Origin of the sequence: Bacillus cereus group sp. MS39 (assembly GCF_040448665.1) — a bacterium.
GTDB classification, from domain to species: Bacteria; Bacillota; Bacilli; order Bacillales; family Bacillaceae_G; genus Bacillus_A; species Bacillus_A wiedmannii.
Genome location: NZ_CP123058.1, coordinates 4,238,561 through 4,255,153, shown reverse-complemented (window position 1 = coordinate 4,255,153; position 16,593 = coordinate 4,238,561). Strand labels below are relative to the sequence as shown.

The window sequence follows — 16,593 nt, the reverse complement described above, 5'->3', positions numbered from 1 at the left end:
TTATGTTAGAAAAAATAACATCGATTTGTTATGTTTCATATCATATTCGAAATGAAATGAAAAATCAACTAAAAATTCAGAAAACTTTATACTTCATGTTAGAAAATCTAACATGAAGTATTTTGAGGGAATGAAATCAACGTATGTGATTCGCCCTAAAAATTGGTATAATATTCTTACGATTAAAAAACATGGGGGATGCGTGTGAGGAAAATACGGACTAGGAAACTATTTATTTGTTTTTGTTTAGCTGTCGTTTTGTTTGTGCCAATACATACGTTTGCAGATGAAAAAAGAGAGTGGCGAGACGAAGTCATATATTCCATTATGATTGATCGCTTCAATAATGGAGAACCGAAAAATGACAAACAGTTAGAAGTTGGCAATTTAGAAGGATATCAGGGCGGAGATATAAGAGGGATTATAAAAAGACTGGATTACATAAAAGAAATGGGCTTTACCGCTGTTATGCTTTCTCCGCTTTTTGAAAGTGGAAAGTATGATGGGGTAGACGTGCGTAATTTTCAAAAGGTAAATGAACATTTCGGAACAGGAAATGATGTGAAAGAACTTGTACATGAAGCGCACGCAAAAGGAATGAAGGTTGTACTTCAATTTCCACTTGGGGAAAACGAAAAGCAAGTCATCGACGCGATGAAATGGTGGATCAAAGAAGTCGATTTAGATGGAAGTTATGTAATACATAGTGAAAAAAAGCCGCGTTCTTTCTGGAATGACGTGCAAAAAGATATGCAAGTGATAAAGAAAGATTTTCGTGTTATAACAAAAGAAGATAGTGAATATAACGAAAAAATAGTAGAATCGTTTTCCAAAGCGGATGTATCGGTGAAACCTTTATATGATGTGAGTAAAAAAGAAGGGGAATCCATTACATTTTTAGATAATCAAGATACAAAAAGATTTGCCCGTATTGCAAAAGAGAATATGAATTATCCACCATCTCGTTTGAAACTAGCTCTTACATATTTATTAACATCACCTGGTATTCCGAATTTTTATTACGGGACTGAAATTGCATTAGATGGAGGGGATACCCCGGATAATAGACGATTAATGGATTTCAAATCAGATGAAAAATTTGTGCAGCACATAACGAAACTCGGTGAGCTTAGACAAGCGAGACCATCTTTACGCCATGGAACGTTTGAGCTTTTATACGATAAAGATGGAATGAGTGTACTGAAACGAAAGTATAAAGATGAAGTAACATTAGTAGCGATTAATAATACGAAAGAAACACAAAAAGTTGCTTTACCTGTAAGTGCAATTGGCGAAAAACAAGAGTTACGAGGATTGTTAGAAGATGAAATTATAAGAGAAGAAAACGGAAAGTTTTATCTTATTTTAAAGCGCGAAGAATCAAATGTGTATAAAATTAGCGGAGAAACAGGTGTGAATTGGTTATTTATCTCCTTAATAGTCGGTGTGAACGTATTATTTATTGCGTTTTTAATTGCGGTTAAAAAGAGACGGAAATGAGTAACGGATGTGTTGTTCTTAATAAGTACGAAAACTCCTCTAATGAGAGGGGACAGGCTAAGGAGAAGACTATCTCCCTAGCCTGTTTTTGTGTGAGAACCGATAAAAAAAGAGAAGAAGTTCCTTATGATGGATATGTATTAGTCTCTATAGAAGGATTAGTTTCGCTAAATCATTTTCTTCTTATGAGTGAGGTGACAGTTCGTTTTCATTGTATTCTACTATTTTTGTAAAGGGAGACTCTCGCCTCAAAATGCAGCTGAACAAAGAAGTGAAAAGACCTATAGAACAAACAATAATTGCAACTATACTAATTTTACATTACATTAAAGGATGAAAAAATATTCTGATACTCATTGAGGGCTATATTTGGGGAGGAAAAATGGGATTTTACGATTTGGGTATTACCATTAAAGAACTTAGAATGAAAAAGAATATATCACAATCCGAATTGTGTCATGGAATATGTTCGCAAAGTCAAATTAGCAAAATAGAAAAAGGTACGATTTATCCATCTAGTATATTGTTATATCAGTTATCTGAAAGACTTGGTATTGATCCAAATAATATTTTCGCACTAACGCAAAATAAAAAACTAAAATATGTAGAAAATGTAAAATATGTAATGAGAGATTGTACAAAGCAAAAACAATATAATGAACTTTACGAAATAGTGAAACAAGAGAAAAACGAAAATAATTTCCAGTTAAAAGAAGATAAACAATTTCTAATATGGCATGAAGCCATTGCTATATTTCATGTAAATAAATCAATAAAAACTGCTTTAAATCTTTTAAATAGTGCACTAAAACTAACTGTAACGAATGTTGATTTTTTATCAGAAAGAGAAATAGATATTATGCAGTCGATGGCTATATTTCATTGGGCAAATAAAGAGTATGAAAAGAGTATTACTATATTAAGAAGGTGTTTAGCTAATTTTAATAAGTTAGATTTTCCTAGAGATAAAGAGATTAAATTAAAAATCATTTTTAATTTAGCGAAAATTTTAGGTCTTGCCAATCAACATGAAGAGGCAATAAAATACAATGATATGGGTATTAAATTAGCTATTAATCTAAATACTTTATATTTATTAGGTGAATTATATTATGGAAAAGCTTGGAATTTGCTAAAGCTAGAACAATATAATGAAGAAGATGTGGCTGACAACATGAAAAAAGCATTATTTATCTTTGAACTAACAGAAAAAGAAAATCTAATAAAAATGGTTAAAGAAAAATATTTTGAAAAACAAAATAAAAAATGATTCATAATTTCTGATGAATATCTTATTAATTTCTATAAAAAAAGGCACCTTACGGTGTCTTTTTTATAACTTATATCATCAATTATTACATTTTATAGGTTTCTTATACCAAGCTTTGTTGATGTATTTACACTTCGCAGGTGTTGAAGTTTTAGGTGTATCCTCGGGTGTAGTTATATTATTAGAACACCCTGCAATATATAGACAGAATGTAGTTAATAAAAAACATAGTATTAATTTCTTCAAATAACCACTTCTAACTCTTGTTTAATTAACATTTTTTCATAAAATAAATTCCTTACTAATTTTACATTACATGAAAGGGTGGAAAATATTCTTATACTCATAATTTGTTACATTTGAGTGGGGAGGGAGGTTTTTGCGCCGATTATTAAAAGGACCTTCTTCATTTATGCATAATAATTAAATACTCATTCTAACTATCCGATTGCTCGTAATCTTAGACTTTGTAATATTTTCTCTACCGCTAAAAAGAAAAACATCCTCTACACAGAGGATGTTTTTCTTTTTAGCGGTAGTTAATAAATTGTACGTCAATCGGTAAGTCAGCACTGCGAACTGCTGCGATAACTGCTTGTAAGTCATCACGGCTTTTCGCTGTAACACGTACTTGGTCATCTTGTACTTGTGTTTTTACTTTTAATTTCATTTCTTTAATGATGTTGTTAATTTTTTTCGCGTTATCTTTATCGATACCTTGTTGAAGTGTTGCGCGTTGGCGAACAGTGTTACCAGTCGCAGCTTCAACTTTTCCGTAATCCAAGTTTTTAATTGGAACGTTACGTTTTACAAGTTTAGAAATTAGAACGTCTTTTACTTGGTCTAATTTGAACTCATCGTCAGAAGTTAAAACTAGTACTTCTTTTTCTAATTTAATATCACTTTTACTTCCTTTAAAGTCATATCGGTTTTGGATTTCCTTTAATGCGATGTTAATTGCGTTTGTTACTTCAGGTAATTCTACTTTCGAAACGATGTCAAAAGAACTATCTTTTGCCATAGTTAGCACCTCCAAATAAATTTCTATCTTTTCATGCACCTAAATAGGCTATGTAATATACATATTAAAGTATAGCGGAAAATACATCGATTAGATAGAGTGTTGCAACTTAAGTGTTTTGACGGATCATCTGTAGGGTAATATAGTCCTATAGATAAAGTCTTTATTTAATTATAGTGAATTTTGGGCAGTTGGACAAATAAAGGAAAAATCGTGTTATAATTAACTTTTGTTTGGAATGATAAAAAATATAAAAAAGTTAATTATATATATAGAAGGGAATTAAAAAATATGTATTTACAATTAGGATCGATTGAACAGGTAACTGTTTTACGCGAAACGGAAATCGGCTATATGGTTGGGAATGAAGAAGAAGAAATCTTCTTACATAAAAACGAATTAGTTGGAGAAATTGCAGAAGGCGATACGATTGATGTATTCTTATACCTTGATCACCAAAATCGTATTTCAGCAACAATGAAGGAGCCGCTTATTACAACTTTTGATTGGAACTGGGTAAAGGTTGTAGAAGTTATTCCTAGTTTAGGTGTGTTTGTTAATATTGGTGTATCAAAAGATATACTAATCCCAGCTGATGAGTTCCCGATTTATATGCCAGTATGGCCAGAGGTTGGAGACGAATTATATTGTACGTTAAAATTAACGAATCGTGATCGCCTTATCGCTCTTCCGGCAAGAGACAGTGATATGCAAGAAATTATCGTAGATGCGACGCCATCTATGCGTAATAAAAACGTCAATGGACGTGTGTATCGTTCACTTCAAGTTGGTTCATTCATACTAACTGATGAGCATTTCCGTGCTTTCTTACACCATACTGAAAGAAAAGAACAAGTCCGCATCGGTGAACGTGTAACAGGTCGTATTATTGACGTGAAAGATGACGGTACAATTAATATTTCACTTCTTCCTCGTAAAGAAGAAGGAATGGAAGATGATGCTGCAGTACTTTATGCATATATGGAAGAACGAGGCGGAGCGATGCCGTTTTGGGATAAGAGCAACCCAGAAGACATTAAAGAACGTTTCAATATGAGTAAGGCTGCATTTAAGCGTGCACTTGGTAAGTTGATGAAAGAAGAGAAGGTTTACCAAGAAGAAGGTTGGACTTACTTTAAGAAATAAAGTGAATGAAAAAAGAACTATTTTTTCTCTAAATTTTTAAGAGAAGAGATAGTTCTTTTTTATTATAAAGTAGATAAAAAGTAAATAAGGTGTAATAAAACGTTTAATCTACAAATATTTTACTGTATTTATAAGGAAAAAGGAATATAAAATGGTAAATTGTCGGAAAATATACATTTTTGAAAAATGTTACGATATTGTCGTTTTTATGTTGAAGCCCCTTAGAAAATTCTTTAAATTGTTAATTGTAAGAATAAAACCGATGCGAATTAGGGGTGAATGTATGGAAAAGAAGCAAGTTAAGAAAAAGTGGTATAGGTACTTCATATAGCTTATGGTAGTTGCATTAATTGTTACTTCTATACCGATGAATGGACTGGCGGAAACGGCACCGCCGTTTACAACAAAGACGGTGTCCGCCTAGCAATGAAAATCCAAGATCAATCGGTATACTACCACTACAACCCGCGCGGTGACGTAATAGCAATGACCGACAAGGACGGACAAATAGTCGCAAGCTATGAATATGATGCATGGGGGAACGTCCTAAAGAGCGAAGCGAAAGGTATCGCAGCAGATAATCCATTTGGATATGCAGGATACATGTATGATAAAGAGATTGGTATGTATTACTTAATTGCGAGATACTATAATCCAGACCATGGTGTGTTCTTGTCGGTGGATCCTGATCCAGGTGATGAAGATGATCCAGTAACGCAGAATGGGTATACGTATGGTGATAATAATCCGGTGATGATGGTGGATCCGGATGGGCATTGGGCATATCGGCCTTGGGGGACGACACCAATGCCATATTATAATAATCGTACAGCGTATGCACATTTTAAGGGAGTTAAGTCTGGAGTAATTGCGGTAAGAAATAGTTATGCAGGATTTGTTGGGTTTGGAAATGTAGCGAATAAGGTATTAACTTTTGGTGCAGGTACAATTTATGGATGGAAAACATCTAAAAATAAATCGAAAAACCAAATTGCAAACTTATCTCCCGGACAGCGTGTTGCCAAACAGCAAATAATAAAAAATGCAGCGAAATCAGCTGCTAAAGGAGCATTGTTTGCTGGTAGTAAAGCTGTTGGCGTGATAGGAATGATTCCGGATGCGGTGACTTTTGTAGATGGATATTATAAAGGGTATAAAAAAGGATATAAAGATTATGAGCCGAAAAAAATTAATTCTAAGAAAAGAAGGAGATAGATTAATAAAATGGAGACGACACATACAATGATTAGTATATATAATGTTGTTTTTATTGTAGCATTATTGGTGATTATGTTGAAAAGGAAAAACTATCTGGCTACAATAGTATTAGTAGTAAGTCTCATATATACAATTCTAGTAAGTTTTACTTCATATATGTCGTTCTTGGGTTACGCAATTAACACGATAATTGTAATTTTTCTAGGGATTAGTTTCATCTTAGCTGGTATTTTTGAAAAAGAAAAGTAAAGCCGATTCGGTGTATCTCAAAATCTAAACAAATAGTTTGATTTTTGGATACACTTTTTTATTTTAAATAACGCATTCCTTCTATCTATTATGGTGACAGTAGGAAAGTTAAGGTCAATTAGCTGAAGATTAGATGTCTATAGGTTTTGAGAAGAGATTCATGAGGGGTGATATAGTGACTGAATTCGATGAACGACTAATATGGATGTATGGAATCATAGTAATGGCCTTTTTCGGAGTAAAGTTTATTGGGCTTATTATTAGGAGTAAGGTGTATTCATTAGCTATGTTTTTAATTCCATTTGCTGTTCTCTATGCATTGTATTTTACGCCTCTATCATCAATTTCTATACTGGTCCGTCTATTGATATTTGGATTATCTTTTTTAATAGTGTCCGTTATATTCTATTTCATTGAGGTCAAATGATGGGTATTAATAGATTCGGGGTTAAATGAAAGATATTAGTTGTAGTCTACTTGACCTTAATTTTTTTGTCTAGTTCAGTGTAGTAGGTTCATAGACAAAGTAAGTGTAATGAAATGTTTTAATAGTTTCTGATGAATTTTGCACACTTTTAGTTACAAGAGATCAAGAGAGAATAGATGAGATATTGAAAGGAAGGTACGAGAGTGCAAGATAATGTACTAGAACAATTAATAAACCGGCTTTCAGTATTATCCCCAGAAAAAGAACGTGAAATAGCAGCGGTTGATTTACATGATATATATGAGAGCACTGAAAAATTCGAGCGATTGCTTGAAAATATTATGAACTCGCAGCAGTCTAAAGAAGACTTAATAGATACGTTAATTGAAGTGGAGGTAGAATTAGATCATATCAATTGGCATTATAAAAGCTTAAAGAAAAAGTTGAAAGTATTGATGAAAGATTAAAAAAGCACAGTCTTATCTTTTTAAATAAGACCATGCTTTTTTTAGTTTCCCTGCTCAAATATAAGAGAAAATGTATCGTTTAATTCACTATCATTTATTTTAATATTTGCTTTTTTTAATTCCTTTTGTATTAACTTGTGACTGAATGTAGGATCGGCAATACGTTCTGCTTCTAAGTTTTTACGAATAGAGTCTTTCACTTCATCATAAGGCTTTAAATCTTTTTTATCAGTTAATTTAATAATGTGATAGCCGTTTGGTGATTTAACGGGATTGCTAATTTGTCCGACTTTTAGTTTGTAGGCAGCTGTTTCAAATTCAGGCGCCATTCTGCCTGAATTGAAGTATCCAAGGTCTCCACCTTTATCTTTTGATAGTAGATCTTGTGATTCTTGTTTTGCTAATTCTTCAAATGAAGCGCCAGCATCTAATTTTTTCTTTATTTCTTTCGCTTCATTTTCGTCACTTACTAAAATATGACTCGCTTTAATTTCTGGTTTATAGTGGTCTTTCACGTCTTTTTCTGTAACACTTTTCTTAATTGCTTCATTCATAGCAAGTTTGAACTTAATTTGATTTTTGAAATCAGCTTCATCTTTTAAACGATTGTTTTCTAGTACAGCTGTGAATTGATCGCCGTATTGCTTTTTCGCTTTTTGTACTTCTTTATCTACATCATCGTCAGATACTTTATATTTTTTCGTGATAACGTCTTGTGCCATCATTTCGTATAGCATGTCTTTTCCGTAACGATCTTTCAACTGTTTTTCGAAGTCGCTCTTCTTAATGGTTGAGTCTGTTGCTGTAGCGACTGTAGCTGAGCTGTTTTTTTGTCCACAAGCAGCTAGCATTAATATACTTATTAGTGCAGTAATAATGAAAATGTATTTCCCTCTCATGCCAACACCTCATCCGAATATGTTATCGCTATTGTAGAATATAGAAGTGAACATGAAGTGAATTTTTAATGTTTTTTCCCTGTAAAATGTAAAAAAAGTACATCAACAATATTGTTGATGTACGATGGAATCAAAGGTGATCGGTCTTTTTAGAATAGGAACGCTTACCTTGCTGAATATTTTTTTGTTCTTGCTCATTTTTTTGTGTACGCTTTGCATTATTATCGCGTGCTTTTTTGTCGTTATCACTCGTATGTGGCATATGTATCAACTCCATTTCTAAACGTTGTACGTTTATCATTTCCTTTTTCGTAAAGACTATGTATAGCAGTGCATTCATGAATAATAAAGGTGGATTCGAAATGGATTTGAAGTTGAATTATACCGAACTTATAAAGAAGTTAATCGTTGTAATCGTCGCAGGTTTGTTAAACGCGATTGGAATGAATTTATTTTTAACGCCAGCGAAAGTGTACGCGAGTGGCTTTGCTGGATTGTCCCAATTGTTATCGCAAATATTAGGTGACTTTTTATCTATTCACATATCAACGGGGGTATTGTTTAGTTTGTTTAATATTCCCGTCGTTATTTTAGCATGGAAAAAGGTTGGAAAGGCCTTTACTTTCTTTAGTTTTCTTTGCGTCATATTTATGACTTTGTTTCTAGAAATTATCCCGGTTAGAGCAGTTTCGAACGATATTATATTAAATGCGATTTTTGGTGGGATTATTTCGGCGATTGGGGTAGGGATTGCGTTGAAGTGGGGGGCTTCTACAGGTGGTTTAGATATAATCGCCATGATTTTATCAAAGATTAAAGATAAGCCTGTCGGTACGTATTTTTTCTTCTTTAATGCACTGATCATTATTGCGGCTGGCTATGTGTATGGATGGGAGAAAGCATTATATACTTTGGTGACTTTGTATGTGTCAACGCGAATTATCGATGCGATTCATACGCGTCATGTGAAAATTACAGCACTAATCGTTACGAAGAATGGGGCAGATGTACGAAAGGCGATTCATTCTCGCTTAGTGAGGGGGATTACAACTATACCAGCAACAGGCGCTTATACAAATGAAAATAAGGAAATGTTAATGATTGTTATTACGCGTTATGAGTTATATGAATTAGAAAGGGTTATTAGGCAAGTGGACCCAGGTGCATTTACAAACGTATTACAGACGGTTGGGGTGTTTGGCTTGTTTCGAAAAGATTAAAGAGGACCAAAGCTGGTCCTCTTTTTTAATGTAAATTCGTAATGTTTTGTAACTGCTCTTGCATTTCGCGTAGCTGAACCTTTTCAGCTGTTGAAGAGTTTGCATAAGCAGAGTGCAAAGCGTTTTTTGCCCTATATACGAGATCTTGTTGCTCAGTACCGCTTGAACAAGATACGGCATTTGCAACGGCATCTCTAGCTTGTTGGAATAGTAAGTTCCCCATTTAAACCCCTCCAAAAGAAGAGTTACTTCTCGCTTTTTCTGCCTCAGCTAATGTACCTCTGTACGGGAATCTTGCATCATGCTTCATAACAGCATCGGCTCCTTGTTGGATAAAACGTTTTGATTTGTTCTTTTTACCCATTCGAAAAACCCCCTTTATTTAGCTGAAAACAATCGACGCGATAATCCGGCGTCTAATAATAGTATGAGCGTTTGGCGAGAAACTATAAGCAGGGAATTTTTAGATTATAATCCAAGAACCTCTTCTAAATATAGCGCAATACCATCTTCTTCATTCGTTAATGTCGTATGATTTGCGAGTGATTTTAATTCAGGAATTGCATTACCCATTGCGATGCCATGACCAGCAAATTCAATCATTTCAAAGTCGTTATCTTCATCACCGAAAGCGATAATTCGCTCTTGTGGAATGTTGTAATGACTAGAAATTTTTTGTAATCCGACAGCTTTATTTAACCCGTTTTTTACGATTTCAATAATCGGCCAAGGTGCGCCCCATTTTCTATGGTCGATTACTTCAGCATGCATATCAGTTAAATGTTGACGAATTGCACTGGAATGCTCGTCATGTGCGTCAATTAATAAGCAGGTTGGATGATCGTTTAAAATATTTAATAAGTCTCCTGTAAAAATATTTGGAGAACCGAATTCGAAAATATGTTTTTTATCTTCATCAATTTCACGAACATACACATCGTCCATTACTTCAGCGTATATATTTTTCACACCAAAATCAAAGCAAGCTCGGACAATTTCTTGGGCTGTTGCTAGCTCAAGAGGAGAGTGATGTGTTCCCCACTTTGAATCAAGAGGATGATGTACGTAAGCGCCATTAAAGTTTACGATTGGTGTGTTAAGACCAAGTTCTTTATAGTAATCAAAACTAGCACGGAATGGACGTCCTGTTGAAATAACGACAATATGTCCTTGTTCCTTTGCTTTTGCAATTGTATGTTTTGTTCGAGTGGAAATTATTTTGTTGTCTGTTAATAAAGTGCCGTCTAAGTCTAATGCGATTAAATGCTGTTTATTCATAATTTCACCTCTTATAATAATTTTTTTGTTTCTATCTATATTTCCGTTTTTAATATGCAGAAATAAGAGGTTAAACTGGGTGAGAACACCAAAGATGGAAAGTTCACTATATATCCATCTTACGTCGCAAAGTGCTGTGGTGTCTACTATTTCTCGCTGGAAATTAAGAAAAGTCAACATCTTTTTAGAAAGTTCAAACAATGTTTCTTTCATTATGTACAAATTGTGAAAAGGGTTACATTGCTCGTGTGATGAGGCTTATAATGAACATGTAATCTTCTCGTATATGTTTGACTCTCCTTTGAAGCTGGCCTATAGTAGGTTGGTTTCTTTTTTTTCTACAAATAGGAAAGAAATCCCTTCCTAAGCTTGTATCATTCATGTATATGTACAAGAACGAAATGTAGTACTTGTTTCCTAAACATGACAGAAAAGCTTTCTTTTAAAATGGATATACTAATGAGGCAAAGACGTCATGGAAGGAGAATGGAAATGGGACAAAATCGCAGGTTTCGTTCTGGACAAAAAGCGCCAAACGATGGCATTTACGTAGAAATTGGTGAAACAGGAAGTATGGTAAAAGATCCGCAAATGGTGAAATTAACTGCGGGTGAAAAGTTTCCAGATAACGCGAATCATAACCGTCAGTGGACATATAAAAGAAAACCGTAACAGGAGCCGCAATCATTATTGCGGCTTTTTTGTCGTTATGCATTGCGTATATTTTTCAGTTGTATAATGAATGTTCCCTTTTTCTTTTTCCAATAATAAGTTTGAAAATACATAAGCAAAATTATTGTATAAAAAAGTCAGTTGGCGTATAATCAAATCAAAGGTCAAAGAAAGTCAAACATTTGGAGGACTGTAAAGATGGACTTAAATCAAATGACAACAAAAACACAAGAGGCGATTATGAGTGCCCAATCTTTAGCGGTATCTCATCATCATCAAGAAGTAGATACTGTTCATCTCTTGTTTACATTATTAGAAGAGCAAGATGGGTTAGCAGTGCGTATTTTTCAAAAAATGAATGTCGATATAGAAGCGTTAAAGCAAGGCGTCGAAAGTTTAATTAAGAAAAAACCTTCTGTAACGGGAAGCGGTGCAGAAGTAGGAAAATTATATATAACAAGTGCTCTGCAACAACTACTTGTAAGAGCAGGAAAAGAAGCAGAGAAATTGCAAGATGACTACATTTCAGTTGAACATGTATTGCTTGCTTTTTCAGAAGAAAAAGGCGATATAAATCAATTACTTACAAGATTTCACATTACAAAAGATAACTTATTACAGTCTTTAATGACAGTTCGGGGGAATCAAAGAGTGACTAGTCAAAATCCAGAAGCAACTTATGAAGCGTTAGAAAAATATGGTCGTGATTTAGTGGCGGAAGTGAGAGCAGGGAAAATTGATCCTGTTATCGGTCGCGATAGTGAAATTCGACGTGTAATCCGCATTCTTTCACGTAAAACGAAAAACAACCCGGTTTTAATTGGTGAACCCGGTGTTGGTAAAACAGCAATCGTTGAAGGATTAGCACAGCGTATTGTGAAGAAGGATGTACCAGAAGGATTAAAAGATAGAACAATCTTCGCATTAGATATGAGTGCGCTTGTAGCTGGAGCGAAATTCCGTGGTGAGTTTGAAGAGCGTCTGCAAGCTGTATTAAATGAAATTAAAAAGAGTGAAGGTCGCATTTTATTATTCATTGATGAACTTCACACAATCGTCGGCGCTGGTAAAACAGAAGGTGCGATGGACGCAGGAAATATGTTAAAACCGATGCTTGCGCGTGGTGAACTGCATTGTATCGGGGCGACAACGTTAGATGAGTATCGTAAATATATTGAGAAAGATCCAGCGCTAGAAAGACGTTTCCAACAAGTATTAGCAGAAGAACCAACTGTTGAAGATACAATTTCCATTTTACGTGGTTTAAAAGAGCGCTTTGAAATTTATCATGGTGTAAATATTCATGACCGCGCGATTGTAGCAGCATCCGTTTTATCAGATCGATATATTTCGGATCGTTTCTTACCAGATAAAGCGATTGATCTTGTTGACGAAGCGTGCGCAACGATTCGAACAGAGATTGATTCTATGCCGACAGAATTAGATGAAGTAACGCGCCGCATTATGCAGCTGGAAATTGAAGAAGCGGCTCTTGGAAAAGAGAAGGACTTTGGTAGCCAAGAACGCCTGAAAACGTTGCAACGTGAATTATCGGATTTAAAAGAAGTTGCAAGTGGTATGAGAGCGAAATGGGAGAAAGAAAAAGAAGACATTCATAAAGTGCGTGACTTACGTGAACATTTAGAGCGCTTGCGCCGTGAGTTAGAAGAAGCAGAAGGAAATTACGATTTAAATAAAGCAGCTGAACTTCGTCACGGGAAAATTCCAGCTATCGAAAAAGAGTTAAAAGAAGCGGAAGAAATGGGTGCACATAATAAACAAGAGAATCGCTTATTACGTGAGGAAGTAAGTGAAGAAGAGATTGCTGATATTGTTTCACGCTGGACTGGTATTCCTGTCGCAAAACTCGTTGAAGGTGAACGCGAGAAATTACTACGCTTAGAGCAAATTTTATCAGAGCGTGTCATCGGACAAGAGGAAGCGGTAAGCTTAGTATCAGACGCAGTTCTTCGTGCACGCGCTGGTATTAAAGACCCGAACCGTCCAATTGGTTCCTTCATCTTTTTAGGACCGACAGGTGTTGGTAAAACAGAACTTGCAAAAACGTTAGCACAGTCTTTATTCGATAGTGAAGAGCAAATGATTCGTATCGACATGTCTGAGTATATGGAGAAACACGCTGTGTCACGCTTAATTGGTGCGCCTCCTGGATATGTTGGGTATGAAGAGGGCGGTCAATTAACAGAAGCGGTAAGACGTAAACCGTATTCAGTTATTTTGTTAGACGAAATCGAAAAAGCACATCCAGAAGTATTCAACATTTTATTACAAATGTTAGATGATGGACGCATTACAGATTCTCAAGGACGTACAGTAGACTTTAAAAACACGGTTATTATTATGACTTCAAATATTGGATCTGCTCATTTGTTAGATGGATTAGAAGCAGATGGCTCAATTAAAGAGGAATCAAGAGAACTTGTAATGGGGCAATTAAGAGGACATTTCCGACCAGAGTTTTTAAACCGTGTCGATGAAATTATTTTATTCAAACCTCTTACAACGAATGAAATTAAAGGTATTGTTGATAAAATTGTAAAAGAATTACAAGGGCGTTTAGCTGACCGTCATATTACAGTAGAATTAACAGACGCAGCGAGAGAATTTGTTGTAGAAGCTGGCTTTGATCCGATGTACGGAGCTCGTCCATTAAAACGATATGTACAGCGTCAAGTTGAGACGAAATTAGCGAGAGAATTAATTGCAGGAACAATTACTGATAACAGTCACGTAGTTGTTGATGTAGAAAATAACGAATTAGTCGTTCATATAAAGTAAAATAAAAAAGAGTTCGGATAAAATCCGGACTCTTTTTTTAGTGTTGTTCTACTGGCTCGTTTGGAATTGTAGCTGAAATTGCTAGTACAAATACCGCAAGAACAACTGAGAAAATAGACGCTTGGTTAAAATCGTATGTACCGCCAGTCATAGAGCCGATTACGTAGCTCATCATATGTACAAGCGCGAACGACCAAATTAATGCCCAAATGAAACGCATATTTTACACCTCTATTCGTTCAATCTGTCCTTATTGTAACACAATTGAAAAAAGAATATAGAAAAATATTTGTAGATTTTTCAACGCAAATTTGCATTCCGTTCATACATTATAGAAGAGTACTTTTATACGTTTAGAAAATAAGGCGGGGGAAAAATGAGTATTACGGAACGTTTTTTTTATTTAGAAAAAGAACCATGTGTCATTTATTTACCGGAGAAGCCAAATGGATTTTCTGTTATGCTTCTCGGTGATTATAACTACTTTATTGAGAATGGTACAAGTTTATGGACACAGCATGCAGGTAGATCTTATTTTTTACATGGCCTTATTGAGGAAGGCTACACGGTCTTTTCCTCTAATTTATACGGAAGACATTGGGGAAACGACCAATCTGTTCGTCTAGCAAAACGTTTATATGATGTTGTTTTGAGAAAAGAGACATTAAATGCGAAAATGCACATTATGGCAGATGGTATGGGTGCACTTGTAGCACTTGAAATGATGAACAAATACCCTGAATGTATACGCTCTGTCGTTATGTTAAATCCGTGTTTAGATTTACCAGAATATGTGGAGTTTGAAAAAGAGCATAAGTTTTTTTACAAAAGATTAGTGAAGGAATTAAGTTTGGCGTATGATTCCAAAGAAGAAGAATTAGAATCCAAAATAAATAAGAAATCATTTACGCTTCTTCCGTCTTGTGTACCTGTTAAAGTTTTCGTATCAACACAAGAAAAAAGAGGAAGAAAACAGTTGTTACGTAAATATGAGAAAATGAGGCAATTCAATCAATGCGATACTTCTGTCTTATTCCATCTGCAAGATGTGAAATATAAAATGGTTAGGCAAACGACTGATTTCTTTAAAAAATATGAAGAAGAATTGTGAAGCTCCCATATACATAAATGAGGAGCTATTTGTTTCAAGGAGAAAGGGTTGGTGGTATGGAGCGCGTGCTAATTATAGGTGCACTTACGTTTGTAGGTTATCACCTTGTGAATAAAATGATTGCAGAAGAAGTAGAAGTGTACGGTCTTGATTTTGATGAATTCGAGAATATGACAAAAATTAATGAAGAGAAGTTATTGTTGATTGGACGAAATGCGTTATTTACGTATTATTCGATAAGAGATGAAGATGGATGGAGATCAGTAGAAGGAGAGAAGTTCGATACGGTTTACTTTTGCTTGTATGAGCCAAATCAACAAAGTGGTTTTCGGAATGAAAGAGTTATATTACAGTATTTAAAGCGGATTATAAGAATGTGTGCAGAGCAGAAAGTGAAGTTAAATCTAATTTCTTCTATTGAAGTAGGAAACGCAGATGAATCTGAAAATAAACGTTTATTTTTGAAAGTGGAAGAAGGATTGAAAAAAGGAGAGGCACCATATAGTGTATTTCGAGTTCCTACATTATATGGGCCATGGCAACCATCTTTTATGATGTATCATCAGCTCATTTTATCAGAACTGGATGAGAAAGAGTGCTATTATGCGAGTGAGGAAAATGGAAGTGATCTATTGTACGTGGAAGATGTATGTGAATACTTATGGGAAAATGGAATGAACGAGGAGCATCTCGGCATATACAATTTACTTAGTGGTAAAAAGTCATTATGGAAAATAGGTATGAACCTTTTACGTGCAACGGATAAAGTGAATAAAAAGAATGAGGAAGAACGAAATGATGCTGTCGAGGTTATTTCGATAAAAAGAAATACCCCGTTAGAATACGGTTTAAATAAACAATTGGCACATATGAAAAAATATAAAGAGTTATACGAAGGATAGCGAGCGTGTTACACTATGTATGTGAAAGTTTTAATGGAGAGGAAGAACATAATATGAATGAGAAAAGCATGCAATTTTTACAAATCGCAATGAAGCATTTACCAGAAGCAAAGGCCATCTTAGATTCGAATGGAATTGCGCTTGATATGGAGAAAGCACAACCAGTATTAGAGTTATTGATGAAAGTTATGAACGAAGCATATGAGCTTGGGAAAGCAGATAAAGAATAAAATTTTCTTTTTTGGAAGGGAAGAGAGGCTCGAACCGTGGATAGAAGCGGTTCGGGCCTTTTTATATTTCAAAAGAAACAGGAAAGGTATGTTTCTGTTTCTTTTAATAAACAATAAAGTGAATAATGCTGGATTTATGGTTTAGCTGAAATATATTCTAGACAAAAATACATTTATGTTTTAA

At 34.7% G+C, this 16,593-nt stretch carries 17 protein-coding genes and 1 pseudogene; 11 read left to right on the top strand and 7 right to left on the bottom strand.

What is annotated here, in order from left to right:
• Positions 1 to 204: 204 nt before the first annotated feature.
• Both QEP67_RS22060 and QEP67_RS22055 read left to right on the top strand, forming a co-directional pair.
• Complete coding sequence (locus QEP67_RS22060; RefSeq protein WP_064471081.1) at positions 205 to 1,500, top strand: alpha-amylase family glycosyl hydrolase; 1,296 nt, start codon at positions 205 to 207, stop codon at positions 1,498 to 1,500.
• A gap of 382 nt (positions 1,501 to 1,882) precedes the next feature.
• On the top strand, positions 1,883 to 2,770 hold the full coding sequence (locus tag QEP67_RS22055; protein WP_199713465.1) for a helix-turn-helix domain-containing protein: 888 nt from the start codon (positions 1,883 to 1,885) through the stop codon (positions 2,768 to 2,770).
• Positions 2,771 to 3,299: 529 nt separating this feature from the next.
• On the opposite strand, the gene QEP67_RS22050 is transcribed toward QEP67_RS22055, so the two are convergent.
• Positions 3,300 to 3,791 (bottom strand): YajQ family cyclic di-GMP-binding protein, encoded by a 492-nt coding sequence (locus QEP67_RS22050; RefSeq protein WP_001040146.1) that lies wholly within the window; start codon positions 3,789 to 3,791, stop codon positions 3,300 to 3,302.
• A gap of 291 nt (positions 3,792 to 4,082) precedes the next feature.
• Here QEP67_RS22050 and QEP67_RS22045 point away from each other — a divergent pair, with 291 nt between their 5' ends.
• The 3 genes and pseudogenes from QEP67_RS22045 (at position 4,083) to QEP67_RS22035 (ending at position 7,298) form a co-directional block, all read left to right on the top strand.
• The gene (locus tag QEP67_RS22045) at positions 4,083 to 4,937 is read left to right on the top strand and encodes a S1-like domain-containing RNA-binding protein (protein ID WP_000281279.1); all 855 of its coding nucleotides are present in this window, start codon (positions 4,083 to 4,085) and stop codon (positions 4,935 to 4,937) included.
• 396 nt (positions 4,938 to 5,333) lie between these two features.
• Positions 5,334 to 6,152 (top strand): annotated as a pseudogene (locus tag QEP67_RS22040) (RHS repeat-associated core domain-containing protein); the annotation flags it as partial.
• An 882-nt stretch (positions 6,153 to 7,034) separates the two neighbouring features.
• Positions 7,035 to 7,298, top strand: coding sequence for a hypothetical protein (locus QEP67_RS22035; protein WP_064471077.1), 264 nt, complete (start codon positions 7,035 to 7,037; stop codon positions 7,296 to 7,298).
• A 41-nt stretch (positions 7,299 to 7,339) separates the two neighbouring features.
• Here the strand turns inward: QEP67_RS22035 and prsA are convergent, their stop codons facing one another.
• Together prsA and QEP67_RS22025 are read right to left on the bottom strand one after the other, a co-directional pair.
• Positions 7,340 to 8,197, bottom strand: coding sequence for a peptidylprolyl isomerase PrsA (gene prsA, locus QEP67_RS22030; protein ID WP_064449372.1), 858 nt, complete (start codon positions 8,195 to 8,197; stop codon positions 7,340 to 7,342).
• Between the two features lie 130 nt (positions 8,198 to 8,327).
• Positions 8,328 to 8,459, bottom strand: coding sequence for a DUF3941 domain-containing protein (locus tag QEP67_RS22025; protein ID WP_001120852.1), 132 nt, complete (start codon positions 8,457 to 8,459; stop codon positions 8,328 to 8,330).
• Positions 8,460 to 8,559: 100 nt separating this feature from the next.
• Here QEP67_RS22025 and QEP67_RS22020 point away from each other — a divergent pair, with 100 nt between their 5' ends.
• Positions 8,560 to 9,417 (top strand): YitT family protein, encoded by an 858-nt coding sequence (locus tag QEP67_RS22020; RefSeq protein ID WP_000364451.1) that lies wholly within the window; start codon positions 8,560 to 8,562, stop codon positions 9,415 to 9,417.
• A 25-nt stretch (positions 9,418 to 9,442) separates the two neighbouring features.
• Here QEP67_RS22020 and QEP67_RS22015 read toward each other — a convergent pair whose 3' ends face one another.
• The 3 genes from QEP67_RS22015 to QEP67_RS22005 form a co-directional block, all read right to left on the bottom strand.
• The gene (locus QEP67_RS22015; RefSeq protein WP_000527398.1) at positions 9,443 to 9,640 is read right to left on the bottom strand and encodes a DUF3813 domain-containing protein; all 198 of its coding nucleotides are present in this window, start codon (positions 9,638 to 9,640) and stop codon (positions 9,443 to 9,445) included.
• On the bottom strand, positions 9,641 to 9,781 hold the full coding sequence (locus QEP67_RS22010) for a hypothetical protein (RefSeq protein WP_000516816.1): 141 nt from the start codon (positions 9,779 to 9,781) through the stop codon (positions 9,641 to 9,643).
• Positions 9,782 to 9,885: 104 nt separating this feature from the next.
• Entirely contained in the window at positions 9,886 to 10,695 is an 810-nt protein-coding gene (locus tag QEP67_RS22005) for a Cof-type HAD-IIB family hydrolase (protein ID WP_001041224.1), read from the bottom strand.
• A 492-nt stretch (positions 10,696 to 11,187) separates the two neighbouring features.
• On the opposite strand from QEP67_RS22005, the gene QEP67_RS22000 reads away from it, so the two are divergent.
• The gene (locus QEP67_RS22000; RefSeq protein WP_000531420.1) at positions 11,188 to 11,367 is read left to right on the top strand and encodes a YjzC family protein; all 180 of its coding nucleotides are present in this window, start codon (positions 11,188 to 11,190) and stop codon (positions 11,365 to 11,367) included.
• Between the two features lie 198 nt (positions 11,368 to 11,565).
• Entirely contained in the window at positions 11,566 to 14,166 is a 2,601-nt protein-coding gene (gene clpB, locus QEP67_RS21995) for an ATP-dependent chaperone ClpB (protein WP_353706429.1), read from the top strand.
• Between the two features lie 37 nt (positions 14,167 to 14,203).
• On the opposite strand, the gene QEP67_RS21990 is transcribed toward clpB, so the two are convergent.
• A complete protein-coding gene (locus QEP67_RS21990) occupies positions 14,204 to 14,386 on the bottom strand; it encodes a YjzD family protein (protein WP_001211110.1) in 183 nt (60 codons plus the stop codon).
• A 156-nt stretch (positions 14,387 to 14,542) separates the two neighbouring features.
• Here QEP67_RS21990 and QEP67_RS21985 point away from each other — a divergent pair, with 156 nt between their 5' ends.
• Genes QEP67_RS21985 through QEP67_RS21975 form a run of 3 tightly spaced genes read left to right on the top strand, consistent with a single transcriptional unit; the run spans position 14,543 to position 16,409 of the window.
• Positions 14,543 to 15,277: a hydrolase gene (locus QEP67_RS21985; protein ID WP_000028707.1), complete on the top strand. Its 735-nt coding sequence runs from the start codon at positions 14,543 to 14,545 to the stop codon at positions 15,275 to 15,277.
• A 29-nt stretch (positions 15,278 to 15,306) separates the two neighbouring features.
• Positions 15,307 to 16,179 (top strand): NAD(P)-dependent oxidoreductase, encoded by an 873-nt coding sequence (locus tag QEP67_RS21980; RefSeq protein ID WP_000486168.1) that lies wholly within the window; start codon positions 15,307 to 15,309, stop codon positions 16,177 to 16,179.
• 53 nt (positions 16,180 to 16,232) lie between these two features.
• Positions 16,233 to 16,409: a ComZ family protein gene (locus tag QEP67_RS21975; RefSeq protein ID WP_001003337.1), complete on the top strand. Its 177-nt coding sequence runs from the start codon at positions 16,233 to 16,235 to the stop codon at positions 16,407 to 16,409.
• Positions 16,410 to 16,593: the final 184 nt, after the last annotated feature.

Excerpts from the sequence above, each read along its gene's own strand:
- QEP67_RS22045 (WP_000281279.1), top strand. The coding sequence starts at position 4,083 with ATGTATTTACAATTAGGATCGATTGAACAGGTAACTGTTTTACGCGAA.
- QEP67_RS21985 (WP_000028707.1), top strand. The coding sequence starts at position 14,543 with ATGAGTATTACGGAACGTTTTTTTTATTTAGAAAAAGAACCATGTGTC.
- QEP67_RS22000 (WP_000531420.1), top strand. The coding sequence starts at position 11,188 with ATGGGACAAAATCGCAGGTTTCGTTCTGGACAAAAAGCGCCAAACGAT.
- QEP67_RS22005 (WP_001041224.1), bottom strand. The coding sequence starts at position 10,695 with ATGAATAAACAGCATTTAATCGCATTAGACTTAGACGGCACTTTATTA.
- QEP67_RS22010 (WP_000516816.1), bottom strand. The coding sequence starts at position 9,781 with ATGGGTAAAAAGAACAAATCAAAACGTTTTATCCAACAAGGAGCCGAT.
- QEP67_RS22015 (WP_000527398.1), bottom strand. The coding sequence starts at position 9,640 with ATGGGGAACTTACTATTCCAACAAGCTAGAGATGCCGTTGCAAATGCC.
- QEP67_RS21975 (WP_001003337.1), top strand. The coding sequence starts at position 16,233 with ATGAATGAGAAAAGCATGCAATTTTTACAAATCGCAATGAAGCATTTA.
- QEP67_RS22055 (WP_199713465.1), top strand. The coding sequence starts at position 1,883 with ATGGGATTTTACGATTTGGGTATTACCATTAAAGAACTTAGAATGAAA.
- QEP67_RS22020 (WP_000364451.1), top strand. The coding sequence starts at position 8,560 with ATGGATTTGAAGTTGAATTATACCGAACTTATAAAGAAGTTAATCGTT.
- QEP67_RS22050 (WP_001040146.1), bottom strand. The coding sequence starts at position 3,791 with ATGGCAAAAGATAGTTCTTTTGACATCGTTTCGAAAGTAGAATTACCT.
- QEP67_RS22025 (WP_001120852.1), bottom strand. The coding sequence starts at position 8,459 with ATGCCACATACGAGTGATAACGACAAAAAAGCACGCGATAATAATGCA.
- prsA (WP_064449372.1), bottom strand. The coding sequence starts at position 8,197 with ATGAGAGGGAAATACATTTTCATTATTACTGCACTAATAAGTATATTA.
- clpB (WP_353706429.1), top strand. The coding sequence starts at position 11,566 with ATGGACTTAAATCAAATGACAACAAAAACACAAGAGGCGATTATGAGT.
- QEP67_RS21990 (WP_001211110.1), bottom strand. The coding sequence starts at position 14,386 with ATGCGTTTCATTTGGGCATTAATTTGGTCGTTCGCGCTTGTACATATG.